The following is a 19,612-nucleotide window of genomic DNA, read 5'->3' on the forward strand; positions in this document are numbered from 1 at the left end:
TTTCCCTTCTCTCAGGGCAAAAAAATTCCTTCTCTGTTCATCATATCCGGAACAGAGAAGGATTTCTTTTAATCTAAATTATTTTCACTGACAATGCTATAATAGGCCCTGGATGTTGCCAGGTATACTAAAATATAAAACAGAGCAAATACGCCAAAACTACCAAGGGTTACCAAAATCAATAATCGGATATTCATTAATCCAAACAGCATCAACAATTTGGAAACCAGAGGAAACGCAAACCCCATATGAATCCCCGACATAATCAGTGGTGCAAAAAAGACGGTCAGCACCTGAGAATTGATGCTTTTCTTAATCTCCTTTTTCGTCATGCCCACTTTCTGAAGAATTTCAAACCGGGACTGATCTTCGTATCCCTCGATAATCTGTTTATAATACATGATCAGCACAGCGCCGCAGATGAACACAAGCCCCAGAATCAGACCAAGGGCAAAGAATCCGCTGTTTAATGAGAGATAATCATCCCGATAGGCAGCCATACATTCAAAGGACACGCTGAGATTCTGTTCAGCCACTTCCTCCGCTGAAAGTCCGGTGGCTTCCATAATTGGCTCTGCCGTGACCCTTTCCATGATACGGTTATATATTTCCGTCTGTTCCTGCTCATCACACGCCAGATCGAAGCCGTAATAATCATGAATATAGGCCATTCCTCTCGCTCCTTTATCTCCCGTCCGGACCACTATTTCATTGAGAGCATTTAAAATGTCGGTCACATCCGGGACGAACAGAAACATCGACGGCATGATCTGCATCGAATCCGTTTTGTTTGACACGAATCCTTCTTCTGCGTTTTTGACGTGGAAAGTTCCGATGCCATCCAGAGTAATCTCATCATATTTAAAGTTTGTCTTCGTCGCATAGATTAAAGCCTCCCCTTCTGCAACGGTCTCGGACGTTCCCATAATCTGGTTATAATCTTCCAGAGGGATAACAAATATCTGCCAGTAATTGGAAAAATCCACCGAAGCGCTTATCTTGCTCTCATCTAAAATGATTCTGTCATCCTCCCTGATGCCTCCAAAGCTCACGTAACGGTAATGAATGGCATTTTCCTCCCTCTGCTGATGGGCTGCGAGCTCTTCGTCAATCACCTGATGAAAATAGGCCGTATACTCCTTATCCGCCACATTCGTTTCCAGGACCATATTTCTCGGATAACGCTGACGCAGCATATCTTCACCGCCAATGTAGAGGCAGGAAGTGGATGAGATCATTACAAGTACCATCGTTGAAAGAATACATATAGAAGCCAGCCCGGCGCCGTTGCGTTTCATCCGATACACCATGGAAGACAAAGAAATAAAATGATTCGTTTTATAATAATAGCGTTTATTTTTCTGGAGCAACCGGCAAAAAGTTACTGAGCCGGCGATAAACAGCAGATAGGTCGCCACAATGACCATGACGACAGCAACAAAAAACAAGAGCATGACCGTTATCGGATCCTGGATCGTTATGGCCAGATAATAAGCGCCGCCTAAAAGAACAAGGCCGACCAAAGCCAGAAGCCAGTTGGCCTTCGGCGGTTTCTCCCCTACCGACTCACTCTTCATCAGTTCCACTGGTTTTGATTTATAAACCTGATACAGACTACTCAGCAGAATCAAAGAGAAAATAACTCCAAACCATTTTAAAGTCATTACCAGAGCTTCTTCATCAACGGTAAAATTAAATCCCACCGTACTGTCTAAAATTCTCGATACCAAAAGCTCCGCAGCTTTTGAAAAAAGGACGCCGCAGCCAAGCCCCAGAACAATCGATGTCACAGCGATGATCAAGCTCTCCCAGATAATCACTCTCGAAAGATTTCCCTTACTCATACCAAGAATATTATATAAACCAAATTCCTTTTTTCTGCGTCGTATAAGAAAGGAATTTGTATAAAACAAAAGCATGGTCGAAAAGATGCCGATGACCCCGATTCCCAGACTCAGAAATCCCTGGACGCTCTCACCGCCCCGCATATTGCCCACGGCGCTATTTTCAGATAAAAAAGTGACAATATAAAACATCATGACCATACCGATGCCCGTCAATATATAAGGAACATAGGTTTTTTTGTTTTTGGCAATGCCTGTCACTGCCAGTTTTGGATAAAATCCCAGTCTCATCGCCGCTCACCACCTGTCATTAAAATGGTCAGCGTATCTGAAATCTTCTGATACAGCGCCTCACTGGAACTATTGCCACGGTAAATTTGATGAAAGACTTCGCCGTCTTTGATAAATAATACCCGGCTTGCATGACTGGCCGCTTTCACCGAATGGGTAACCATCAGAATAGTCTGACCTTCCTGATTGATTTTTCCAAACAGTTCCAGCAATTCATCCGTAGACTTGGAATCCAGAGCCCCCGTCGGCTCATCCGCCAGGATGAGCTTCGGATGGGTAATAAGGGCCCGGGCCACCGCCGCCCGTTGCTTCTGACCTCCGGATACTTCATAAGGATACTTGCCCATCAGTCCTTCAATCCCCAGTTTCTGCACGATAGGCATCAGTTTCGCCCGCATTTCTCCATAATGCTTTCCGGCCAAAACCAGCGGAAGCATGATATTATCTTTTAATGTAAATGTATCCAGGAGATTAAAGTCCTGAAAAACAAACCCCAGATTCTCCCGCCGGAATTCGGCGATCTTCGTCTCACGGATTTTTGAAAGCTCGTTTCCATCCAGACAGACACTCCCGGAAGTCGGTCGGTCTAATGCCGCCAAAATATTCAGCAGGGTTGTTTTTCCTGAACCGGATTCTCCCATAATCGCTACATATTCGCCTTTTTCCACACTGAAAGACACATCCGAAAGGGCCTGCACTTTATTGGCTCCAAATCGTGTCGTATAAATTTTTTTAATATTATTGACTTCCAAAATTGCCATTTGGAATCCCTCCTTATTCTCTTTTACGAATCTATTGTAGCAAAACAGGGAAATGTGCTGCCATCGCTTTGGCTTACATTTCCCCGGTCCAACCTTACATTTTTGAAATATTTCTATTCAACTTCCAGTACTTTTCTATTAAGATCAATACGTACCTCGGTTCCTTCATCTACCTTTGAGGTCACGCTGATCTCATGATTTAATCGGCCGCAGATCCTCCGACACAGATATAATCCGATACCACTGGCCTTCTTATCGCTCCGGCCGTTATATCCGGTAAAGCCCTTTTCAAAAATCCGCGGTAAATCCTCCGGTGCGATACCGATGCCCGTATCCCGGATACACAGTGTTTTCGGAGCCTCCAGGGTAATGCTGATTTCCCCGGAACGGGTATATTTCAGCGCATTGGACAATACCTGCTCAATAACGAATAAAAACCATTTTTCATCCGTCAGCACCTTGCAGGAAAGAGGTTCATAGACAAGCCGGATTTTTTTACGGATAAACTGGGAAGCATATTTCCGCACGGCCTGACGGAGAATGTCATCCAGATCATACTGTTTTAAAACGTAATCCGTAGCTCCGGCATCCAAACGCAAATATGTAAGCACCATCTCCACATACTGTTCAATCCGCTGTAATTCATCCAAAAGTTCCCGGTTGCTCTCGCTATCCTCGCCCTGCAGCTGGAGCCGCATGGCTGCAATCGGAGTTTTTATCTGATGAACCCAGATTGTATAGTACTCCATCATATCCGTATATTGATGGGTCATCTGATTCGTCATCTGCTGTTTTTCTTCATAAAGCGAACGAATAACCTCCTGATAATCCATTTCAATCCGCCCATCCGCTTCCGGAAAATGGCTGTCTGTGTATTTGATTTCTTCCACCATCGACTCAAGCTGCTTATGTTTCGCACAAAAACGATGATAATCCCGTCCCCATATGATCACCGCGACAAAGAGTCCAATCACAGTCCCATAAAGGACCGAAACAACCGGAAGTTTCCATAGAGCAAAAATAATCCCAAAGATGACAGCAAACAGGAAATATACTCCAATCACTTTTCTATGAAGTTTTATATACTCTGCCAACATTTCCATTGTCCATCCCTCTTATCCGATCAAATATCCCATACCTTTTTTGGTCACAATAAATTCCATTAATCCAACCTGTTCCAGCTTCTTCCGAAGCCTTGCAATATTGACTGTCAAAGCATTTTCATCCACAAAGCTGTCTGTCTCCCAAAGCCGCTCCATCAATGTATCCCGGCTGACAACCTTTCCTTTGTTCTCCATGAGTGTCCTTAAAATACGATAATCATTTTTGGTCAATTCAATCCGCTCCCCATTATAGGTCAGACTGGCATCCGAAGTATTCAACATGGCGCCCCGGTGCTGTAAGATTGTCATCTGCCCGCCAAAATCATAGGTTCTCCGCAGTATAGCCTGAATTTTCGCCGTAAGTACATTCAAGTCAAAAGGTTTGGCGATAAAATCATCTCCCCCCATATTCATGGCCATGACAATGTTCATATTATCCGAAGCGGAAGAAATAAAAATAATCGGTATTTTGGAAAACTTTCGGATTTCCGCACACCAGTAATATCCATTATAAAAAGGTAGTGAAATATCCAACAGCACCAGTTGGGGGGCAAATTCTGAAAACTCTTCCAGCACATTTCTGAAATTCTCCACACAACTCACTTCCAAATCCCACATCTCTATCTGTTTTTTCATTGCAGACGCAATGCCCATATCGTCTTCCACTATCAATATCCGATACATCCGCTACCTCCTGTCTCATACTTTGTCTGTTGCAGTCATCCCTCCATCTGAATAAAAGAAGTATATCATACCAGACCTGGTGTTTCAAGAAGCGATAAACACTATGATTTTTATATAAAAATGTCCGGGATTTCTGTCTGACATTCAAGAAATCCCGGACACTTTTTATTTTTTTACTTTAAAGCATAAAACATTTTTCTCTAAACGCATTGCCGCGGCAATAGGTCTGGATAACATCATAATCCCTGTTCAACACCACCAGGTCTGCATCATATCCGGCGCAGATCCTGCCTTTCCGGTCGTCTACCCCCAAACATCGTGCCGGATTCAATGTACAGGCATTGATTGCCGCATCCACAGGAACGCCTGCTTCCTCAATGAGAATCCGAAGCCCCCTGTTCATCTGCAGTGTACTTCCCGCAATGGTATCCGTTCCTTTGAGTCTGGCCAGACCATCTTCACCGATTTCAATATCATGACCGCCAAGCTGGTAATCTCCTCCCGGCGGGCAATGTTTCGCCCGCAAGGAATCCGTGATCAGAATTCCCCGTTCCCGGCCTTTCGTCTGAAAGAATATATTCAAAGCCCCAACATGGGAATGGTGCCCGTCACCGATAATCTCTCCGTAAATATCCCGGATACGGAAGGCAGCGCCAACCAATCCCGGGTTTCGATGGTGCAGTGGCGTCATTCCATTATAAACATGGGTCATAGATGTTGCGCCATTAGCCACTCCCATTAAAGCTTCCTCGTAAGTTGCCGAGGAATGGCCCATGCTGACAACAACGCCGTGAGACGCACAATAACGAATCAATTCAAAATCTTCATCGTGCTCCGGGCTGACCGTAATATACTTAATCCATCCTTTGGCAGCCGCCTGATACATTTTAAACTGCTCCACCACAGGCTTCGCAATCGCTTCCGGCGGCTGAGCGCCTTTATACTCCATGTCCAGATAAGGCCCCTCAAAATGAATACCGAGAATTTCAGCGCCCTTATATCCTTCTTCAATAACATTAGCTACATTGGCTACAGCCTTAGTAAGAACATCCGGCATTTGCGTCACCGTTGTCGGCAGAATGGCCGTTACCCCTTCTTCCGGAATCCGTTCCATCCAATCCCGGAGTCCGGACGGTTCACCATCATTTGTATCAAAGCCATAGGCGCCGTGGGTATGAATATCTATAAAGCCCGGAAGTATGGCCAGATTTTCATAATCCACATCCACAGGTTTTGTTCCCCAGGTATAAATTCTTTCAATCTTACCTTGTGAAATTTCTATCTGAGCCGGCAGAAACTGGCCGCCAATCCAGACTCTTTTGCTCTGAATAATCATTAAAATCCCTCGTTTTCCATATCGGCGCCTTCCCAGAGGCGATGCCCATCCAGGCAGATATCTCCCTGCACTGCCCAGATTTTCAGATTTTTAAATTTCAATTTTATACAGCCGCTTGTTCCGGCAAGACTTTCCAGTCCCTGTGTCCACTCGATTCGTTTCCATCCGCCCTCCAGTTCCGATACCCTGCTCTCCTCATAGGAAAAGCCTGAAATCGGTGCTTCTGTCCACACTCGGTGAATCTGGGCTTCCAGATAAATCGGCATAGAAGGTTCGACCGCTTCTGCCAGAATTTCCAAAGATGGTCCCTGAAATTTTAATTTGCAGGAAGTCAACAGACTGTTTTCCTCCTCACGTTTAGGCACCATAGATGCAAAACAATCTGCTTTCCACCGGGCCCTTGCCAGTGATGACTCACGGAAATTCGTATGTCGTCCATTGCCTCCCATATAATAGATCCACAAACTGCCATCAGGCCCCTTGACCGGCTGCGACGCATAAATACAGCCGCAATCAAAATCTCCCGTCGGATAAGCTCCCGCTCCCCTCGGAATGACTGTCTGTCCCGGTGCCACAAAGTCAAAATGATCCGGAGACACGGCCCAGGTCAGTTCACAGTCTACTGTATCAAAATCCACATCCGTCCGATCCCCTTCGTGGATGATCGATGCCAGTCCGAGATAAAGGTTGTTCCAAAAAAATACAGGCATGGAATAAATCTGATTTTCAAATCCACGCCCCCGAAGTGTCTCTTTCGGCTCACTCCAATGGATAAAATCATCGCTCCGGCTCAACGTCGTCATGCGGATACCGTCTTTCCATACTCTGGATAACAGCATATAGCACCCTTCCTCTTCATTCCAAAAAGGAAGATTATGACTGTCTGCCGGCGGATTATATTCCGGCCATGGAATCAGATCAGACCAGTTAACGCCATCCGGCGAAAAGGCCACCGCCATATAAGCTCCATGCCCCGGAATATCCACTTTTGTGACCATTTTGTATCTTGCGGCAGAATCAGAGCCATGGTGATCCACCATGACTCCGGTTCCGTGTGCAAATAGAAAAAGAATGTTATTTTCTTTATTACCGCGCCATTCGACCCGGCCTAAAGCCGGCTTCTCCCAATGAATGCCGTCTTTGCTCTCGGCATAGGCCAGAGAAGTTACCCGGTCCATTCTCGGAAGATAGTCTCTGGATGTCCGTTCTTCAAGAGTTGTCCCTTCCGTATCCAGATCGTCTGTAAACAATGTATAATAACAACGGAAAATCTGAGCCTGTTCATCATAAATAACGTTCGGATAGCCATTATCAATGCGTATCTCCCACGGCTGATCCTGTATAAACAGCGGATTATTTGCCTGATCCTTTTCCGGTGGCGTTATCCGAAGTGTGACATTTTCCATTGCCTGCGGATTCAGAAACCTTCGGTCAAGCATTAGATACTTTGCCAAAGAATCATCTCCATTTCCCGACACAGGCTTAGCAGTAAGCCTTGATTGCCTCGTCAATCATTGCAGCACATTTTTTTACCTGTTCCATATCCTCAGGAATCAGTTCCGGCAGAGGTTTACGAACCCCACCGACATCCAGACCTTCACGTATTCTTAAAATCTCTTTCATAACCGCATAGAGATTTCCATGACATTCACACATCGCATAAATGACAGCGTCTGCCGCATACTGAATCTTCTGAGCCTCTGCAAGATTTCCGGCTTCAACGAATTCTTTGATCTTTAAATAAAGTTCCGGCATTACCGCATAAGTTCCGCCGATACCGCCATCGGCGCCCATAGCCAGACCGGAGACAAGCTGTTCATCCGGACCGTTGAATACCACAAATCCTTCGCCGCCTTCCATCTTGAACATCTGAATGTCCTGAACAGGCATGGAACTGTTCTTTACAGCAGCCACCTGCGGATTTTTACGCATCTCTTTAAATAATGACATTGTCAATGCGACTCCGGCTAACTGAGGAATATTATAGATCACAAAGTCTGTATTCGGTGCGGCTGAGGAAATATCATTCCAATACTGGGCAATGGCATGCTCCGGTAAGTGGAAATAAATCGGAGGAATGGCAGCAATGGCATCTACACCAAGGCTTTCCGCATGTGCCGCCAGTTCCATACTGTCTGCCGTATTATTGCAGGCAACATGAGCGATCACTGTCAGTTTTCCTTCAGCTGCTTTCATCACATGCTCCAGAACCAATTTACGTTCCTCAACACTCTGGTAGATACATTCGCCGGAAGAACCGCCGACATAAACACCTTTAACACCTTTTTTGATCATATACTTTGTAAGCGCTTCCACCCGCTCCGGGCTGACAGCTCCCTGATCATCATAACATGCGTAAAATGCCGGGATAATTCCCTGATACTTCGAAATATTTTTCATAATTCTCGCTTTCCTTTCAATTCTGTCTTAATTATTTCATCTGTACTTTTACTACTGCCTTCTCGACACGTTCCGGGCCGTCTACGGCAATCTTAACCTTATGCGCGTCCTCTGGAAAGACGATCAACACCTTCCCCGGAGTCATATAAAGCCGATTCTCCACCGGACCGTCGCAGTCCACCGAATCTGTCACTTTATCTATGGCAGTGACGTTCATCTTCTCCATGTCCGTCACACCGACCCACTCCTGTCCGGATAATACCAGATGTATATCCGCATAAAATTCATGGGCCTCAAAAGCAGCCGCTTCCTCAGCCATCGTCTCGTAACCAAAACGATTAATAAACACATTCTCGCCGTCCACATCATTCCTTCCGGCTTTAAGCTCGGTGAGCGCATGACTCTTTAAAAAATCAATAGCCGTATCCAGATGTGGTGCCATTCCGCGATAATGCTCCAAATTGTTCATGTCCGTATAAATCATTCGCTGTCTCCACTTTCTTTTCCATCATATAAGTGGCATGCCACCATATGGCCCTCTTTTCCATGATACCGGAGCGCCGGGTCCTGTTCTTTGCATATATCCATGCAATGTGGACATCTGTTACGAAATGCGCAGCCGCTCGGTTTATGGATCGGGCTTGGAACTTCACCTTCAAGAATCTGACGCTGTTTTTTATTATGTATATCCGCTACAGGAATTGCTGAAAGCAATGCTTTTGTATACGGATGAAACGGTTCTTCGTAAAGCGCTCTGGAATCGGCAACCTCCACGATCTTTCCAAGGTACATGACCATGATACGGTCGGACATATACTGAACAACCGAAAGGTCATGGGCAATGAAAAGGTAAGTCAGATTCAGTTCCTGCTGAATCTCTTTCATCAGGTTCAACACCTGAGCCTGAATAGATACATCCAGTGCAGATACCGGTTCGTCACAGATCAGCACTTCCGGCATAACCTCCAACGCTCTGGCAATACAAAGACGCTGACGCTGTCCACCGGAAAATTCATGCGGATAACGCAGCAGATAATCCGGCTGGATATTTACCATTTTTAATACTCTCTGCATCATCTTTTCCCGTTCTTCCTGAGAATTAATGCCGTGAGTTTTTAACGGTTCTTCAAAGGAAGAATAGATTTTCTTCTGAGGGTTTAACGCAGAATACGGGTCCTGGAAAACCATCTGAACCTTTTTACGAAATTCAAACATTTCCTCTTTATTAAATTGGGTAATATCTTTATATTCACCGTCATAGTTAAACATAACCTGTCCGCCTGTCGGTTTTTCAAGCATCATAACCGTTTTGCCAAAGGTTGATTTACCACAGCCGGATTCGCCAACGATTCCCAAAGTTTCACCCTTATAAACATCCAGACTGACGTCATCCACCGCTTTAACGTGGCCGACTACTTTTTTCATAAAACCTTTTGTAATCGGAAACCATGTCTGCAAATTCCGGATCTTAAAGATAATTTCTTTATTTTCTGTACTCATATCAGTCCACCTCCGGATAAGAATCAAATTTCAGGCAACGTACCCGGTGTCCCGGGGCAATTTCAAACATTGGTATCGTTTTTTCACGGCACCGATCCATACATTCGGAACAACGGTCTGCAAATTCACAGCCGCCTTTCAAATCGGCCGGGTTCGGTGTAGCTCCAGGAATTGTCTCCAGCTTCTGTCCGTCAGCCAGACCGAGTACAGGAACGCTTCGAAGCAATGCCCGTGTATATGGATGACTTGTGCGGTCAAAAAGATCTTCCAGACTTCCAAACTCAACCACACGGCCCATATACATAACGCAGACTTCATCAGCCATTTCGGCCACCAGACCCATATTATGGGTGATCAGAATAATCGACTTGCCTTCCTTCAACTGAAGTTCTTTTAACAAGTCCATGATCTGGGCCTGAATCGTAACATCCAGCGCCGTTGTCGGCTCATCACAGATGATCAGCTCCGGATTACAGATCATAGCGATGGCGATGACCACCCGCTGTTTCATACCGCCGGAAAACTGATGCGGATAACAATCGATACGCTCTTCCGGATCCGGAATACCAAGTTTCCTGAACATCTCAAGAACCAGTTTGCGGGCCTCATCCTTTTTCATGCCCTTATTATGCTGAAGCAATCCCTCAGCCACCTGATCGCCAACCTTATATACCGGATTCAAACTGGACATTGGATCCTGGAATACCATAGACATATCCGGTCCGCGCAATGCACGCATCTCAGGACCGTTCGGTTCCTTGATACTTTCCAGATGATATTCGGTGACTTTCCCATCCCGAAGTGCATTATACTGGATATTTTCCGCTTTGACAATGGCATTCTTTCCGGTAAACCGCATAATAGAATTCATGGTAACACTCTTACCGCAGCCGGATTCTCCAACAACAGCTAATGTTTTTCCACGGCGCACCTGGAAAGATACGTCTTTAACAATCTTAATTTCTTTTCTATCAGAGATAAATGTAGTATTTAATTTCTCAACATTTAAAATAATTTCTTTATTATCCATGAGGCCCCTCCTTACTGCTGTTTAGCATCCAGCACATCACGCAGACCGTCGCCGAAGAAGTTGATTGCCAGGACAAAAAGACTGATGGCAAGACCCGGGAATACCCAAATCCACCACTGGTTAGTAACAACGGATACGGATTTCGCCGCATTTAAAATATTTCCCCAGGTCGGTGTACTGTCAGCGACGCCAAGACCGATAAAGGAAAGCGCTGCTTCCTGAAGAATGAAAAAGGCTACGTTTGTCGTTGTGGAAACGATGATCGGACTCATAACATTCGGAAGAATCTGCTTAAACATAATATTGCTCTTCTTCATACCAAAGGCTTCACATACTTTAACGTAAGTCTCATTTTTCAAGCTCATAAATTCGTTGCGGACCATACGGAAAGTCGTCATCCATCCGGTAAATACGAAGATAAACAACAGATTGCCAAGGCCTCGTTTATTTACGATAGCCACAAGCATCATAACAAGTACCAGCTGTGGGAATGCCTGGAATATTTCGGAGATACGAATAAGGACCATATCGACTTTTCCACCGAAATAACCGGCCAGAGCGCCCAAGATGGCGCCGATCACGGAACTCATGATCGCACAGAAAGCACCGATCAGGATAGAATAACATCCGCCGACAAGGACACGAGCGAACAAGTCGCGTCCAATAGTGTCCGTCCCAAAAAAATGTCCATTTCCCGGCGCCTGTTTCATATCAGTTATGACCGGTGTGCCATAATCCACACCAACGATCATGCCGATCACACAGGCGATCGTAATAACCACAATAATAACCAAACCAAGAACGGCCAGCTTATTATTCATAAACTTTCGTACATTTCGTTTAAATAAAGAAGAAGATGCACTTTTATTCGAATCTTTAATACTCGTTGTTTCACCCATAACTTCTTCCTCCTTCTTTATTCACCAAGACGTACACGCGGATCTAACAATGCGTTGAATACATCGACCATGAATGAACAGATCAACATGGTAGCCGCAATAATTAACGTTGTTACAAGAACGACCGGATAATCTCCGGATACAATCGCATTTGTCATCGTGAGACCGATTCCAGGATAAGAGAATACAGTCTCAATAACAACGGAGCCGCCGATCAATGCCGGAATACGGAACACCAGAATGACGAGAACCGGTTTCATGGCATTTCTGAATCCATGTTTTAAATAAACCTTCCACTCCGGAATGCCTTTCGAGCGTGCCGTTTTAATATAATCACTGTTCAACACATCCAGCATGGTATTTCGGGCATAACGCATCAATACGGCTACCATACCAATAGTCAATGTAAGGACCGGAAGAAACAGATGGAAAAAGGCATCTGCAAAAGCGCTTGTTGCATCCGGACTGACACGGTTGCTGGCCGGAAACCAGCCAAGCTTGATTGAAAAAACCTGAATCAGTATAATACCAACAAGGAACTGAGGAACGGCCTGTCCAAGAACAGCAAGAACACGTCCTACATAATCAATGATACCATTCTGACGTACAGCAGAAATGATACCAATGCCAATACCAATGATAGTAGAAAAAAGAAGTGAATATCCAGCCAGTTCAAAGGTATACGGAAGTCTCACTGCAATAACAGAAGCGATGGATGAACCGTCAAAGGAATATCCAAGGTCACCGTGGAGAATATTTCCCAACCAGCGGAAATATTGAACGATCAACGGGTCATTTAATCCAAGGGATTCTCTCAGAGCCTCTACATTTTCTTTATTTGAAGAAAGCATTTCCGGGCTGACCATAAAGTTGATCGGGTCGATACCTGTCAGCTGCAGACCATAATACACAATAAAACTGATAATCAAAAGCATCGGAATCATCATGAGCAGCTTTTTAATGATGAATTTTAACATTCTATCACCCCATTCTTAAGGAAACATCAAACAAAAGACTCTCAACCTCCAAAAATCAAGGGGAGACCTTCGAAAAATTCTCTCCCGTCTCCCCCTTTAATCACTGAATCAATGTTTGATTTCTAAACAACTATCTTACTGAGCCATTTCCCAGTTAGCGAAATCCAGATCGCACATATACAGTGGATTACAGAATGTTACGCCTTCCGGAATGACAACTTTGTCACTTGTGAATACATATGTACCAACAGTGAATACCGGAACTTTATAAACAACTTCCTGTTCTTTTTCCTGAAGAGCTTTCAGAGCTTCGTTTCTTGCTGCGGAGTCTGTAGCTTTAAACAGATTGTTGACCAGTTCGTCAAATTCGTCTGTTCCGCCGAATACGTTAGCGAACAGAGCATCTGAACTCTGATATTCGGTATACCACTCATCGATAGAGAATGCACTCTTACCTTTGAAACCAATATCGTAGTTACGTGTTGTAAACAGATCTGTTGTACCGTCGTTGGACAATGTAGCTTCAACTGTCAGACCTGTCTGTTCAAGATAATGAACAACTGTCTGGATCAGGTCAATCGATGTCTGATCGTTGTTGTAGTAACAGATCTTCAATGTACGGCTCATATCATAGCCGGCTGCAACGAGGTCTGCTTTTGCTTTTTCAGCATCGAAAGTATATTCAAAGCCATTATAAGCTTCATTGCTGTTTGGAACACCACTGTTCAGAACAGTTGCTGTTGGGTAAAGTGTTGCCAGAGTTGCACGGTCAATAGCTTCGATCAAAGCTTTACGAACTTCTACATTCTGCATAGCTTCGTTTTCGTTGCCGTCGGCGCCCTTCATGTTGAACAGGAAGTATTTATAGAATAATACATCAACTTCGTGTTCTGTGTAGTTCGGCATAGCTTCAAGTGCTTCCACAAGGTCTGCTGCATTACCAAATACATAGTCAGCCTGTCCAGCCTGTGCTGCTGTAATGTAATCCTGTACAAAATAGCAGATAATAGACTGAATCTTTGGTGCTGTACCTTCATAGTTTTCATTTACTTTCAATGTAAAATAGTTACCAACATTCAATTCATCCAGTGTATACATGCCGGAGCAAACTGGATTTGTCCAGAACGCATCCGATTCCAGAGTCAGAGGATCTGCGTTTTCAAGACTATGTTTCGGTAAGATTGCAAACTGAGCAAGTACGTCTTTCATTGATGCATATGGCTCCGTCAGAGTCATTGTGATCGTACTGCCATCAACAGCCATATTGTCAATCTTTTTGAAAGCAGATGTATAAATGGAGTTACATGTTGCTGCTTTTAATGCTGTTTCAATAGACCACTGAACATCTTCTACTGTCAGGGCTTCTCCATCAGACCATTTGAGGCCTTCTTTCATCTTAATGGTGTATACAAGACCATCTTCACTGACTTCTACAGATTCGGCCAGATCCGGCTCTGGATTTGTCAGATCACTGTCTGCGATAAGCAGGGCGCGGAACATCAGATTGGTTGCCATGATGCGGTTATACCATGGGGTTGGAATCTTGTCATCTGTTGTAGAACCATCACCTGTCGTTACAGACAATTTTAAAGTTCCGCCGTCAACGTTTGCTGCTTCTGCAGTACTCTCTGCCGTTGTTTCGCCGGACTTTGCTGCTGTTGTCTCTTTATTACCGGAACCACATCCTACTAAAGAAGCGACAACCAGCGTTGTTGCCAATAAGGCGGCCAACATTTTTTTCATAGTAACATCCTCCTTTTTGCACAAGCATTTTCAATGCTTATCGTTATATCTATCATACTATTCCTGAAAATAATTTTCAATATCTCATTTACATGAAAATTGCTTGTTTTTTTGTGCAAAGTGCACAATATGATTTTGCTTTTTCCTTTCCCAATTAAGCAAAAAGAATACCATTTGTGTCGAATTTTAAAATTATATTCATTAAAATGTAAATTTTTGTCATCAATTTTGAAAAGTTTTTGAAACTTTCCTTGCGTTAGAAATCAAATTGTATTATAATGTAATAGATTTTGAATATATACAAGGAGGCGGTTTTTTTGGCTGAAAATATACTGGATTCGATTACAAAGCAATATAACTCGTTGACCCGTTCCGGGAAAAAGCTGGCAGACTACATTTTTGCCAATACAGCCAGCACACAATATATGTCGATCACCTCCCTAGCGGAAAGCTGCGGTGTATCTGAAGCCACAATTACCCGTTTTTGCCGCGGGCTTGGTCTTTCCGGATATAATGACTTTAAACTGGCTCTGGCCAAATGCGAACGCATCAGCAACCTGGGAGACCCATCGGATATACCTCAGACGATCAATGCTGAAGACGACTTTGACACCATGTGTCATAAGCTGCACGCTTCCAATATTGTCTCTTTAAATGAAACATTGGAACATTTGAATGAAAAAACACTGAATCAAGCTATTGATCTGTTATCTGCTGCCCGCCACGTATACTGCTTCGGTCAGGGAGGCAGTATGGTCATGGCAATGGAAGCATGGGCGCGCTTTTCCACAACTACTTCAAATTTTATCCACATTGAAGATTCTCATATGCAGACGATGGCTGCTGCTCTGGCTTCTCCACAGGATGTGATTCTCTTTTTCTCTTACTCAGGTTCCACAAAGGATATGGAAGAGGTTTTAGAGCTGGCCGAAGAACAGAAAACACCGATCATCCTGGTGACTCACTTTCCAAAATCACGGGCCGCCGAGATTGCCGATGTTGTTCTTCAATGTGGTTACAGCGAAAGTCCGCTTCAATCCGGATCCATTGCCGCTAAAGTCGGACAATTATTTCTGATCGAGTGTTTGTTCTACGGCTACTGTCGGAAAAATCCTGGAATCCGCGCTGCTGCCCGTTCAGCAACAGCCCAGGCCATTGCAAAAAAATTGCTCTAAAAAAAACAGCCGTTTTCCTGCCGCTATATGGCAGATAAAACAGCTGTTTTTATTTTCTTACTTTTCTAAAAGTTCGCGGGCCAGCCAGGCTGCTCCCAAAAGCCCTGCCTGATTGCCAAGACCTGTCTGTCGGATACGCGTTCCCCGAAATCCTTCTGAGATTCCCACATCTACTCTCCGGCGTACTTCTTCAATAATATATTTCTGAGCGAGAATTCCGCCGCCCAACAGAATATCCGAAGGATTGAAAATGTGAATCAGCGTGATCAGTCCATAGACAATTTCATCAATCCAGCCATCAATCTCCGCCCGTATTTCCGGGCGTTCAAAAGCCTCAAAAATCTTTCGGCCATTATCCAGCGAAGCATCTACTGCCTTCACTCGTTTAACAAGGGCCGTTGTAGACGCATATTTCTCATAACAACCACTGAATTCCTCATCTTTTCTGATGGACTCCGGATGAACGACAATGCCGCCGAAACTGGCGCCCGAAAATGTATTGCCGGTATAAATGCTTCCATTCAACACGATAGCTCCGCCAACGCCGGTGCCATAAGTAAGGCAAAGAAAATTTTTACTGCCCTTAGCCGCTCCAAAATAAAGTTCTCCAAGCGCTGCCGCATTGACATCATTTTCCACAGCAACAGGAACACGGAATTCCTTTTCCAAAACAGCACGGATTTCCATCCCTGTATAATTCGGAATATTGTCATTTGCATAATGAATTTTTCCTTTTTCAGAATCTACCTGTCCGGCCGTACTGATACCAATAGCGTCAAAAGCCCCATACGTATGTAAAATCTCTTTTACACGCTCCATCAGATATTCGCCGCCCCGGCTCGCATTTGTATCCCATTCTTTTAATTCGCTGGCCTGGCATCCATCCCAGATACCCGATTTTATCGACGTACCCCCAATATCCAGTGCTGCTATTCTCATTATTTCACGCCCTCATCAATCGCTTTCATAAACCGCTGAGCAATTTCCAGCGGACGAGTGATCGCTCCGCCGACAACAATAGACCAAATACCTGTCTGAAGAGCTTTTACAGCCTGATCCGGATAGTGGATTTTTCCTTCGCCAATAACCGGAATATCAATATCCGCCGCCAGACGGGTCATCAACTCATAGTCCGGCTCATCTTTTTTGGATGTATAGTCCGTATAACCGCTCATGGTCGTGCCTACGATATCCACACCGCATTTCCATGCGTTGATACCTTCTTCATAGTTGGAAATATCCGCCATCAGAATAATATCCGGATATTTTTGGCGAATCTGAGCGATAAACTCATTGATGGTCGTACCATCGCCACGTTTACGGAGTGTACAATCCAGTGCCACCACATCCGAACCAACAGCTACCAGATCATCCACCTCTTTCATCGTTGGTGTGATATAGCTGTCATATCCCGGATAATTAATCTTTACCAGCCCAATGACCGGTAGACCGGTTTCTTTTTTAATCGCTGCTACATCCCGGATGCTGCTTGTCCGGATTGCCGGTGTGCCTGCTCTTTTGGCAGCCCGTGCCATCAGATACATAACAGAATCATCTTCCAGATATAATGGCTCTCCCGGAATTGCCTGACATGAAATAATCATTTTACCATGAATTGCATCTAAAATTTCCTGCTTTGTCACAATCGCCACACTCCTTTTATTTAATCAAACTCAACGCCGCTTCATCGGCCACAACCGTCACATCATTATGCATCTGAAGAATAGAAGCCGGTACATTAGATGTCACAGCGCCAAATAAGGAATCTCTCAAAATCTGTGCCTTATCTACTCCGCTGACAACAAGAAGAATCTTTTTTGCCTGCATGATCGTCTTGATCCCCATCGTATAAGCCTGGCGCGGCACATCATCGGCAGAAGCAAAGAAACGCTTATTTGCTTCAATCGTACTCTCTGTCAAATTCACACAGTGGGTCATCTTTTCAAAAACTTCTCCCGGCTCGTTGAATCCGATATGTCCATTATGTCCAAGCCCTAAAAGCTGCATATCAATACCGCCGACTTTCTCGATCACATGATTATAACGTTCACATTCCTTCTCGCTGTCCATCTCCATACCATTTGGAATATTTGTGTTCGCCATATCAATATTAATATCTTTAAAGAAATTTGTGTACATAAAGTAATAATAACTCTGATCGTGATCCTTTGGAAGTCCCTTATATTCATCAAGGTTTACGGATTTCACCTCAGAGAAATCCAAATCCCCTTTCCGATACCACTCAATCAGCTGTTTATAAACGCCGATCGGTGTGGAACCTGTGGCCAACCCCAGGACACAGTTTGGTTTCATGATGACCTGTGCAGATAAGATATTCGCCGCTTTCCGGCTCATGTCCTGATAATCTTTCGCTTTGTAAATACGCATATGTAACTCCCCCTTTTATTATGATCATTCACTATCTATCCTCATTATAACATAGTGAAAATTATTTTCAATATTACTTTCAAATTAAAATGCTCAACATTACAGAAAAAGCGACTCTTTATTCTGTCGATATTTTACAGGCGTCATTCCATAAAATTTTTTGAAATATTTAATATAGGAACTGACGGAATGAAATCCCACATTCATGGCAATCTCTGTGACTGTCTCGTCGGAATCTCTCAGCATCACCGCACTTCTGTCCAGGCGATACCACATCAGATATTGATAGGGCGAGCGCTGAACATATGCCCGGAAACACCGCTGACACTCTGTGACGCTGATATTTGCCGCCCCTGCAATATCGTTCAGGGAAATATCTTTTCCATAGTTTTCATGAACAAAAGAGAGCAATGTCCGAATCCGTTTATGACTTCGCGCATTTTCGTACCATTCAGGTGACACCGTATTGGAAAACTGTTCAAGGAATGCCAGCCATACCTTCACCAATTGTATAGAAATCCGATATTCCAAATGGTCTGTATGTTCAGATTCATTAAAATATATCTGATCCAGCTCCCGGACTTCTTCCAGGATACTCCCACACTTTTCGTCCTCCCTCCGCATTGCAAAATGGGTCAAAAAAGGATGATTGACCACTGCCCCTACATCCCGCTCTTCCATAATACTTCCCTGAAAAAATGAAAGCAGTCTCAACGGAATAATATAGCTGTGATAATGGCAGTCTTCCTTTTCCATGATCTGATGCAACGCTGCCTGATTAATAAACATGCAGTCCCCAGCTCTTAAATCTACTTCCTTATCATAAATATGAAAATGTACGATTCCCTGTAAAATATAGACAAACTGTATTTCATCATGCCAGTGAAATACCCGAAAGCCTTCATTATAAGGTTTGCATACCTGCCGTTTCACGTCCAGAACAAGAAGCGGAAACCGGGTGGCATCATAAGGGTTATGGGAATAAACAGGAATCACATCTTTTTCAATCATTATCCAGTCACTACCTTTCCGCGAGAGTTGGTTATTTATTTATAAATTATAGGTAAAAATCGACTATCATTCAAGGCTTTTGTGCTATATAATTCTATTTGTTTAAAGCAAAGGAGGAATTCCCGATGATGATTGAAGAAAATCCAATTGAAAAACAAGCCATGAAAGCTTTTCACGCCGGCCGCCGGGAGGAAGGCCTAGAAATTCAGGAAAAATTTGTTTCCAGATTTCGGCTGGAATACGGCGAAAAAGATCACTGTCCATGTAAAAAGGCCTGCCGCTATCATGGCAACTGCAAAGAATGTGTGGCAATCCACAGAGCCCACGGTGAACATGTCCCGAACTGTATGCGCCCTCTCATCAATAAGAAACTCAAAATATTGTCGGAATTAACAGAACATACGCTGGCTTATGAAATCGAACCCCCAAAAGAAATTCTTCGCAAGAAATAGAAAAGTGCGTGATCTCAA

General features: G+C 44.1%; 19 protein-coding genes. 2 read left to right on the forward strand and 17 right to left on the reverse strand.

Going from position 1 to position 19,612, the window contains the following annotated elements; translation table 11 throughout:
• Positions 1–68: 68 nt before the first annotated feature.
• The 13 genes from EV212_RS01255 to EV212_RS01315 all read right to left on the reverse strand — a co-directional run bounded on the left by EV212_RS01255 (position 69) and on the right by EV212_RS01315 (position 14,568).
• Positions 69–2,135, reverse strand: coding sequence for an ABC transporter permease (locus tag EV212_RS01255; RefSeq protein ID WP_132087656.1), 2,067 nt, complete (start codon positions 2,133–2,135; stop codon positions 69–71).
• Positions 2,132–2,896 carry an ABC transporter ATP-binding protein gene (locus EV212_RS01260; RefSeq protein WP_132087659.1) on the reverse strand — a complete coding sequence of 255 codons (765 nt, stop codon included), beginning with the start codon at positions 2,894–2,896 and terminating at the stop codon, positions 2,132–2,134. Before EV212_RS01260 ends, EV212_RS01255 begins: the two co-directional genes overlap by 4 nt.
• A gap of 113 nt (positions 2,897–3,009) precedes the next feature.
• Positions 3,010–3,999 (reverse strand): sensor histidine kinase, encoded by a 990-nt coding sequence (locus EV212_RS01265; RefSeq protein WP_132087662.1) that lies wholly within the window; start codon positions 3,997–3,999, stop codon positions 3,010–3,012.
• A 12-nt stretch (positions 4,000–4,011) separates the two neighbouring features.
• Positions 4,012–4,683 carry a response regulator transcription factor gene (locus EV212_RS01270; protein WP_132087665.1) on the reverse strand — a complete coding sequence of 224 codons (672 nt, stop codon included), beginning with the start codon at positions 4,681–4,683 and terminating at the stop codon, positions 4,012–4,014.
• Positions 4,684–4,861: 178 nt separating this feature from the next.
• Positions 4,862–6,019: an N-acetylglucosamine-6-phosphate deacetylase gene (gene nagA / locus EV212_RS01275; RefSeq protein WP_132087668.1), complete on the reverse strand. Its 1,158-nt coding sequence runs from the start codon at positions 6,017–6,019 to the stop codon at positions 4,862–4,864.
• Positions 6,019–7,473, reverse strand: a complete 1,455-nt coding sequence (locus tag EV212_RS01280; protein WP_132087672.1) for a glycoside hydrolase family protein — start codon at positions 7,471–7,473, stop codon at positions 6,019–6,021. Before EV212_RS01280 ends, nagA begins: the two co-directional genes overlap by 1 nt.
• A 28-nt stretch (positions 7,474–7,501) precedes the next feature.
• A complete protein-coding gene (locus tag EV212_RS01285) occupies positions 7,502–8,419 on the reverse strand; it encodes a dihydrodipicolinate synthase family protein (protein ID WP_132087675.1) in 918 nt (305 codons plus the stop codon).
• Positions 8,420–8,450: 31 nt separating this feature from the next.
• On the reverse strand, positions 8,451–8,903 hold the full coding sequence (locus EV212_RS01290) for a YhcH/YjgK/YiaL family protein (RefSeq protein WP_132087678.1): 453 nt from the start codon (positions 8,901–8,903) through the stop codon (positions 8,451–8,453).
• Positions 8,900–9,919 (reverse strand): ABC transporter ATP-binding protein, encoded by a 1,020-nt coding sequence (locus EV212_RS01295; protein WP_132087681.1) that lies wholly within the window; start codon positions 9,917–9,919, stop codon positions 8,900–8,902. Before EV212_RS01295 ends, EV212_RS01290 begins: the two co-directional genes overlap by 4 nt.
• A 1-nt stretch (position 9,920) precedes the next feature.
• Positions 9,921–10,949 carry an ABC transporter ATP-binding protein gene (locus EV212_RS01300; RefSeq protein ID WP_132087684.1) on the reverse strand — a complete coding sequence of 343 codons (1,029 nt, stop codon included), beginning with the start codon at positions 10,947–10,949 and terminating at the stop codon, positions 9,921–9,923.
• Positions 10,950–10,960: 11 nt separating this feature from the next.
• On the reverse strand, positions 10,961–11,848 hold the full coding sequence (locus tag EV212_RS01305; protein ID WP_132087687.1) for an ABC transporter permease: 888 nt from the start codon (positions 11,846–11,848) through the stop codon (positions 10,961–10,963).
• A gap of 17 nt (positions 11,849–11,865) precedes the next feature.
• Positions 11,866–12,825: an ABC transporter permease gene (locus EV212_RS01310; RefSeq protein ID WP_132087690.1), complete on the reverse strand. Its 960-nt coding sequence runs from the start codon at positions 12,823–12,825 to the stop codon at positions 11,866–11,868.
• A 135-nt stretch (positions 12,826–12,960) separates the two neighbouring features.
• Positions 12,961–14,568 carry an ABC transporter substrate-binding protein gene (locus EV212_RS01315; protein ID WP_132087693.1) on the reverse strand — a complete coding sequence of 536 codons (1,608 nt, stop codon included), beginning with the start codon at positions 14,566–14,568 and terminating at the stop codon, positions 12,961–12,963.
• Between the two features lie 317 nt (positions 14,569–14,885).
• Here EV212_RS01315 and EV212_RS01320 point away from each other — a divergent pair, with 317 nt between their 5' ends.
• On the forward strand, positions 14,886–15,743 hold the full coding sequence (locus EV212_RS01320) for a MurR/RpiR family transcriptional regulator (RefSeq protein WP_132087696.1): 858 nt from the start codon (positions 14,886–14,888) through the stop codon (positions 15,741–15,743).
• 57 nt (positions 15,744–15,800) lie between these two features.
• Here EV212_RS01320 and EV212_RS01325 read toward each other — a convergent pair whose 3' ends face one another.
• From EV212_RS01325 to EV212_RS01340, 4 genes are all read right to left on the reverse strand, one after another.
• The gene (locus tag EV212_RS01325; RefSeq protein WP_132087699.1) at positions 15,801–16,682 is read right to left on the reverse strand and encodes an ROK family protein; all 882 of its coding nucleotides are present in this window, start codon (positions 16,680–16,682) and stop codon (positions 15,801–15,803) included.
• The gene (locus EV212_RS01330; RefSeq protein ID WP_132087702.1) at positions 16,682–17,386 is read right to left on the reverse strand and encodes an N-acetylmannosamine-6-phosphate 2-epimerase; all 705 of its coding nucleotides are present in this window, start codon (positions 17,384–17,386) and stop codon (positions 16,682–16,684) included. Before EV212_RS01330 ends, EV212_RS01325 begins: the two co-directional genes overlap by 1 nt.
• Positions 17,387–17,402: 16 nt before the next feature.
• On the reverse strand, positions 17,403–18,131 hold the full coding sequence (gene nagB / locus EV212_RS01335) for a glucosamine-6-phosphate deaminase (protein ID WP_132087705.1): 729 nt from the start codon (positions 18,129–18,131) through the stop codon (positions 17,403–17,405).
• Between the two features lie 99 nt (positions 18,132–18,230).
• Complete coding sequence (locus EV212_RS01340) at positions 18,231–19,142, reverse strand: helix-turn-helix transcriptional regulator (RefSeq protein ID WP_132087708.1); 912 nt, start codon at positions 19,140–19,142, stop codon at positions 18,231–18,233.
• Between the two features lie 125 nt (positions 19,143–19,267).
• Between EV212_RS01340 and EV212_RS01345 the strand changes: the two genes are divergently transcribed.
• Complete coding sequence (locus EV212_RS01345) at positions 19,268–19,594, forward strand: LPS biosynthesis protein (RefSeq protein WP_132087711.1); 327 nt, start codon at positions 19,268–19,270, stop codon at positions 19,592–19,594.
• Positions 19,595–19,612 lie beyond the last annotated feature (18 nt).

Origin of the sequence: Frisingicoccus caecimuris (assembly GCF_004340975.1) — a bacterium.
GTDB lineage: Bacteria > Bacillota > Clostridia > Lachnospirales > Lachnospiraceae > Frisingicoccus > Frisingicoccus caecimuris.